The 6323-nt window shown below is 58.9% G+C and carries 3 protein-coding genes; 2 read left to right on the forward strand and 1 reads right to left on the reverse strand.

Going from position 1 to position 6323, the window contains the following annotated elements:
* Window positions 1-1190: 1190 nt before the first annotated feature.
* Together ACIQU6_RS43535 and ACIQU6_RS43540 are read left to right on the forward strand one after the other, a co-directional pair.
* Window positions 1191-5546 (forward strand): hypothetical protein, encoded by a 4356-nt coding sequence (locus ACIQU6_RS43535; RefSeq protein ID WP_403488092.1) that lies wholly within the window; start codon window positions 1191-1193, stop codon window positions 5544-5546.
* Between the two features lie 99 nt (window positions 5547-5645).
* Window positions 5646-5852, forward strand: coding sequence for a hypothetical protein (locus ACIQU6_RS43540; protein WP_403488094.1), 207 nt, complete (start codon window positions 5646-5648; stop codon window positions 5850-5852).
* 284 nt (window positions 5853-6136) lie between these two features.
* On the opposite strand, the gene ACIQU6_RS43545 is transcribed toward ACIQU6_RS43540, so the two are convergent.
* The coding region (locus tag ACIQU6_RS43545; protein WP_403488096.1) for a hypothetical protein at window positions 6137-6323 on the reverse strand (187 nt) is incomplete at its 5' end.

Genomic DNA, 6323 nt, shown 5'->3' on the forward strand with positions numbered 1-6323 from the left:
GCTTCGTTGCATACGGAGAGGCCATCCTGACAGACCGTCACCCAGCTGTGACCTGCAGATTCGTGGAACCCCCAAGACTTTGCAACAGCCCTGCCGACGAACCCGGAGCGGTTCACCCTGAGGAGTTGGTACGTATGCCTTACGCAACACGTTTCACCATAGCCGACCCGGCTGGCCGGCTGATCACCCCTCCCCATCTGCGGGAAAACCCAAAGATGGGTAACTTGGGCGGGAACGTCTATCGGATCCAACTTCCAGTTAAGTCCGCTGGCGGAACTTACGAGATGAAGACCTTTGTAGTATATAGAATTTGCCCGGGCATCATCGTCTACCCTGGCCCGCTTTACCTTAGCGAGGGTAGGTCATTCACCGAGGTAAACCCTGACGCATCCAGTGATTATATTGAGTCGGGGCTGAGTAATGTCCAGGAGTATTTGGACAAGGCGGCGGACTTGATCGACGAGCTGCACCGAAATAGCGAGGGCAGGGAGCTCCTCCTCAAAATCGAACGAGTCCGCCCGCTTCAACCCAGTGGGTCGCCGGCATCCGGTGGAGGGCCAAGTCAACTGACCCTCGAAGTGGCGGCGTACCAGCGGAAAGGCTATACGCACCCGGCTGGATTCGAGACGGAGAATTCTCGACCGAATGGGTTAGGCCAGGCCGAACTCGCCAATGACGCCATCTTGATGATGCCGCAGACCAACGCTACCGATGTTAAAAAAACGGAGGACATTTTGTTCGGTGCCCATAAGTGGGTGGCTGAGGATAGCGGGTACGAGAACGCATTTTACACCGCCCCCGACAGTGCATTAACTAGCCTGGATTCGCATTTGGCGACTCTAGAGAGCCTGCCGGTGGGATCGCCGAACGCACGGGCGGTGTGGGAGGCTGTGAAAGATTTGTGGGATCCACCCGCTGTTTCGACCCCTCGAATTCCGCGGGGCTGTGCAGGACTCGTTGCATACCTTCCTTTGGTTACCGTCCGAGGCCCCTCGTCGAGTGGCCCGAGGGGCATGGACGAGATCATGCCGCTTGAATTGGGGTTGGCGCATGAGCTCTTACATGGGCTTCACGCACTGTCGGGGTGCTCAGCACCTGGTGTGCGCAGAACAGTAGTTCCGTATTCGGATGGTTTCATGAAGAGTATATATCAGAGAGTAGTCCTTCCTAGCCCGGACCGTAGATTTCGCATGACGAAAAAAGCGGAAAAAGTCGAGGAGGTTTTCGCGGGAGCTTCCATAGAGGGGAGGATGGCGGCGCTCAAAGTTGCAGGAGCCCATGATCTTGTACTACCTAACGGGGATAAGCTGCCGGTTCACGAGGCGGTCTTCAGCGCCCACAGGTCGCGAGTGATCACGCAGAATATTCGAATCGAGCTTAATCGGCTAGAATTTCCAAATTACTGGGGAGAACTGTTCTCCACGCCAAGCCAAGCCCCTGGGGCTCAAGACTCCGTGTGGCAATTCTCTAACCACAAGGAAGCTTACGAGCAGACTGCCTGGAAATGCGAAGGACATTTTGCCCAATTCACAAAACTACAGAAGCCTTTCCGCCTTTTCTACAAGGCGCCCATTACGGACTTGATGGAACTTGACTCGATCGTTCCGATCGGACAACTGGGCAGGTCTCATTATCGACTTCCACAGAATGATGATGGAGGGGGGACCTTCAGTTTCCCGGGACAGGTCAGGAATCTCCAAAATATCTGGCGTAAGTTCAAGCCCTCTAATATGCCGATCCTTTTCGCTTCGCATAGACGATTCCTTTCGGTCGCCCGGGTCGCGGAATCAGGCTGCGATCTACGTACTGCCGAAGAGCTGGATGAAGTCGATATTGAAGACCCTAAGCTGCCGCCCGCAGACAAGGCCGAATTACTGCTATGGCAACAGGCATGGAAGGAGACATTCGAAGCCGATGGGCAGGCTCCGCTCATGACACGGCTGGGTCGTGAGATGACGGGTTTGCCAGGGGGGCGGGGTGTGTGGTCGAAGGCGGGGTGGGAATTGCCGGGGACGTCGATCCTGAAAGGTGAGGAGCTGGGAGCGGCGACCCGGGCGGTGCACGCGGAGCTGACGGTGGAGGGCAAAGACCTGGAGCCTAGGTTGGACGAGCATAAGGCGCCGTTTGGTCCGGGTGGCGGAGGCGCTACGGCGGAGATGACGCTGGCGATGCTGCAGGCGCCCGGGTTGCTGAACGATGCCTTTGGCAAGGGGACGTCGGCGTTGCGCAGAGCTGCGGATGTGGTGGCGCTTAACCCGAGGTGGTTCAAGCCGGCTGCGGCACTGTATATCGCGGATGATATTTTACATGGCGATTTTAAGGGAGCGGCCAAGACGGCGGCAGAGCTGGGCGCCTGGCTGTCGGCTTTTGCAATGCTGGAGCTGATGGGAGCCGGGCCGGTGGGCTGGGCACTGGCGGCCGTGGCAACGGTGGCCGACCTGGTCGAGGCGAAGTGGAAGGTGGATGCGGCGCGGAAAGCGCAGGCGCAACCCTTTGTCGATTGGTTGGACAAGGAGGTGACGAAAGACATTCAGGAGGCTCCCAAGATGCTGTGGGGCCGAGTGTTTGACGATATGGCTTCCGCGATGGGTGGGGAGACACTGCGGTTGGAGTCAGCTGCGGCGCATGACGCGCAGGTGACACTTGCCCACATAGATAATCTGGCGGCACTGGTACTGCAGGTGGGGGGTGGATTTACCAAGCTGGACAAGGCGTGGTGGGACGCGCTCGACGAGAAGATTTCCACAGCCAAGTGGGCTGAGGACCGTAAAGGGCTCTACAACGACTGGCTGTACGGGACTCCGCCAAGCTCTCCAACCGATGCACAGAAGCGTCGCGTGTACTGTCACCTGTGCGTGATTCTCTATCGCCAGCTTCGGGATGCCTCTGGTACCGGGCTGCAGGCACTCCTGGCGGGCCTGGATACTCCGTCGGGAATCACGAAACCGGACTTCAAGGATAAAACACCCCGGAACGGGCTGGAGACTTGCTACACGAGTCAGCTGCAGACCGTCGAGAAATTGGCAGAGCACATCACGAAAGTCGCGACGACAATTGCCCCGACGAATGCCGTGGCGAATATTTCCACGTGGCTGCAGGCCGTCCATGCCGATTTCGAATCGGGCAGTCACCGCATAAATAAAGTCGCCCAACGCCAACCGGGGGTAGGCTTTGAGAGGCCTCTCAAAAAGACAGAAGCGGAAACCCTGTATCTCAAATATGGGCAACATATTTACAAGGACATGTTCGTCTACAAGCCGCTTAACCCGAAGGCTGAAACCAGACTCGCTGATGCACGCACGAAGGCCCAGGAGAAGGCGGGGCAGCGCGCGGGGGTAGATTTTCGTATTGCAGCGGGTTTCGAGCGAGACTGGTCGGTACTCAGCAGTGGAGTCAGTCCTTTCACTAAAGTCGATGCAGCCCTGCCGGTGCCCGGGGATCGTTCTCGGTATTACGTTTTTTCCCGCGACCCCGGGAGCACCTCCCACGGTTTTTACCGTGAGATCGGCCAACGCGATGTGGCCCACTTCGGTCACCATCCCACAAACCCGACGTTCGTTGGCGTTGACGGCATGACCTCCTCAATGATAGACGTTACTCTTGGCTCCTATTGGGAAAACACAGATCGGATCCTCTTCTTCGGGCTCCCACCGTCCTACAGGTTCAAGAAAGGCTACTATTCGTCGGAGCCTCAAGCCCTAGTCGCCCGCGATGTGTACAACCTCTCGGGGAGTTATTTCGGTGGCTTGCGCTTGAACCGCGGCGCCGGGACCACCTTGCATGGCGTGGACGCGGTGATGCCTGATCAGGTGGATAAACGGTTCTGGTTCTTCGAAGGCGACCAGTACGTCTATGCGGAGGTAGTCAAACACCAGCGCGTGACACGGCTGGACGCAGGGAAGATCACATCTACCACGTGGCCGGCCTTTTTCGGTAGCACGGCCGACGGGGTCACCGGCGACGACTACAACAAGATCGACGAGGTGATTCGCATTCCCGGAACCGGCGACTACTATATTTTCAAGGGGTCGACTTACCGCTACATCACCATCCCGCGAGGGGGCTCCAAGTCGAACCAGCGGAGCGAGTTGATAAAGGGGCCGCGTCCCATCGCCGACTGGGAGGGCCTCATCGATTTCTCACCAGTCCGCGCAGCCGTCAACCTGGAGCTGCCGACGTGGTTCTCCGTCTTTGGCTCAGACCCAACCACGATCCAAACCATGCAATACATCGGAAGATATCCTGCCCTTGTGGCAGGCAAGGGCACGATTGACATCAACGCGTCCACGTGGCCGTCCCTGGTAAGCGGGAGCCTCCCATTCCATGTGGTGGACGCTTTCCTTCCCGCAGACTCCAGCACACCCGACTATTACGTCTTCAGTGATAGATATTTCCGGCGTATCCGACTGGGCGAGAACACTCCCGTGACCCCCAGTACGACTATAGCCAGCGGTTGGCCTTCTTTTAGCCAGGGCGGAGATCCTTCTTTCGACTCTGTCGATGCAGTTCTTGCCGTCCCTGGCGCCGAGAAGGAATTTTACGTCTTCTCCAAGCAGCGGTTCCGCCGCATTAAACTGAATAAGGATACGAACACCCTGATTGCCGGTCCCGGAAGCATCGACCAGGGCCTGCTGTGGCCAGAACTGGCCCATGCGGGCTTCACCACGGTCGACGCCTTCCTGCCCGATGTTGAAAAACCCCATACTCTCCACGCATTCTCCGGCAACAAGACTGTGAAAGTCGGATATGAACCGGACAACACAGCCGACCTCATCGGACTCCACTGCTGGGCACTCCAGGAAGGCCTGCTCGACGCCCTTCTCAAGCCGTACCTGGACATCACTGCCCCAGCCAGCAGGCAGCCTTCCCGAGAATCACAGTCGGACCCTCGCTGTCTTAAGAACCTGGGAGACGACCCCGTGGTCGAGGCTGCCCGTAGGGCACTGAGGGCTCTATGGAATCCGGGAAAGTGGAATTTCAAGGGTACAGATTTCGGGAACGAAAGCGGGATCGACCCCACTAAGATGAGAACGAAACTGGAAAGGTTCTTCCCACAGTCGGTGCGAACGGCACTGCTGACTCCAGCGGTGGCAGGCGAACTGCCCAAACAGCTGGCCCAGGATGCCTCGGACATCATCAATGCCCCGGCAAATCGGGACACCTTACGTGAAACCCGGGCGAAAGACGCAGTCGAGCGCCTAGAGACAGCATTGAATAACTGGCAGACAGCACTCAAAGACGTCCTAGCGGCCGGCGAAACCGCCGATCAATACTACGACGACGCGAACGAGCAAGACTGGGACAACCCCACCTGGGCCACAGCACGCGTTCAAGAATGGACCGACTTCCACGACAAACTCAGTACAGCATGGGCCTACGTCGAGAAGACCGGCGGAACTCTTGGACCCGGAATCTTCACCGCAGCTGACAACCTTGCCAACCCCGATGCCGGCGCCCTCGCCACCGCCCTAGGCACCCAACTCCAAGACACCCTCCCCCAACTCCACCAACAGAGCACCGACATCCGAGCCATCAAGCCCTCCTGAACCACCACCCTCGAACGGGAGTGTCCAATAGACGGTTCGTGATCTTGTCGGTGGTGGGGTGCCTGGGCATGGCAACGGCCACCGTGATCATGATGTTGTGTGACGAACAATCAGGAAGCGGTGGCCGTTGAGGCCACGGTAGCGCAGGTGCTGTGGCAGGAACTGGCCGGGGAGCTCATGGACACGGTCGCGGACTGTTTTCCCCGGCACGAGTCCCGACGGACATTACGAGAGGCGGTGACGGGGATGCTGATGCGGCTGGACCGCTACAACTGCTGGACCTTGGCCGAGGCCCTCGGCCGTTGACACTCGGCCACCGGGGCCCGCACCGCCTGCAGCACTTCCTGTCCCGCGCCAGCTGGGACGATGCCCGGGTCCGGGGAACCCTCAGACCGCGGCCTGGACTGTGGCCCGGCTGTCCGACCCGCACGCGGTTCTGGTCCTGGACGAGACCGGCGACGGGAAGTCCTCCACCGACGCGGTCGGGGCCGCGCGCCAGTACTCCGGCACGCTGGGGGCCTGTATTTCAATTACTGCTCGGTGCAAGGGTCTCGAGTTTGTAGCAAATGGTGATCTTGGGGTGGCGGGTTCTATGCCGCGGCTGCTTCCCAGGCGCGGATGACCGCGGTGATTTCGTCGGGACGTGGTTGACCTGCGGGGTTGTGAATATGGCGGGCGGCGATGATCGTCCGGCGGAGCTTGATGATCATGTCGCTGAACGCGGGGGTGGTCTTGGTGGTGTACCAGGGCTGTCGTGCGCGTCGGTCGGTGATGTCG

Source organism: Streptomyces sp. NPDC090442, assembly GCF_044769405.1.
GTDB lineage: Bacteria > Actinomycetota > Actinomycetes > Streptomycetales > Streptomycetaceae > Streptomyces.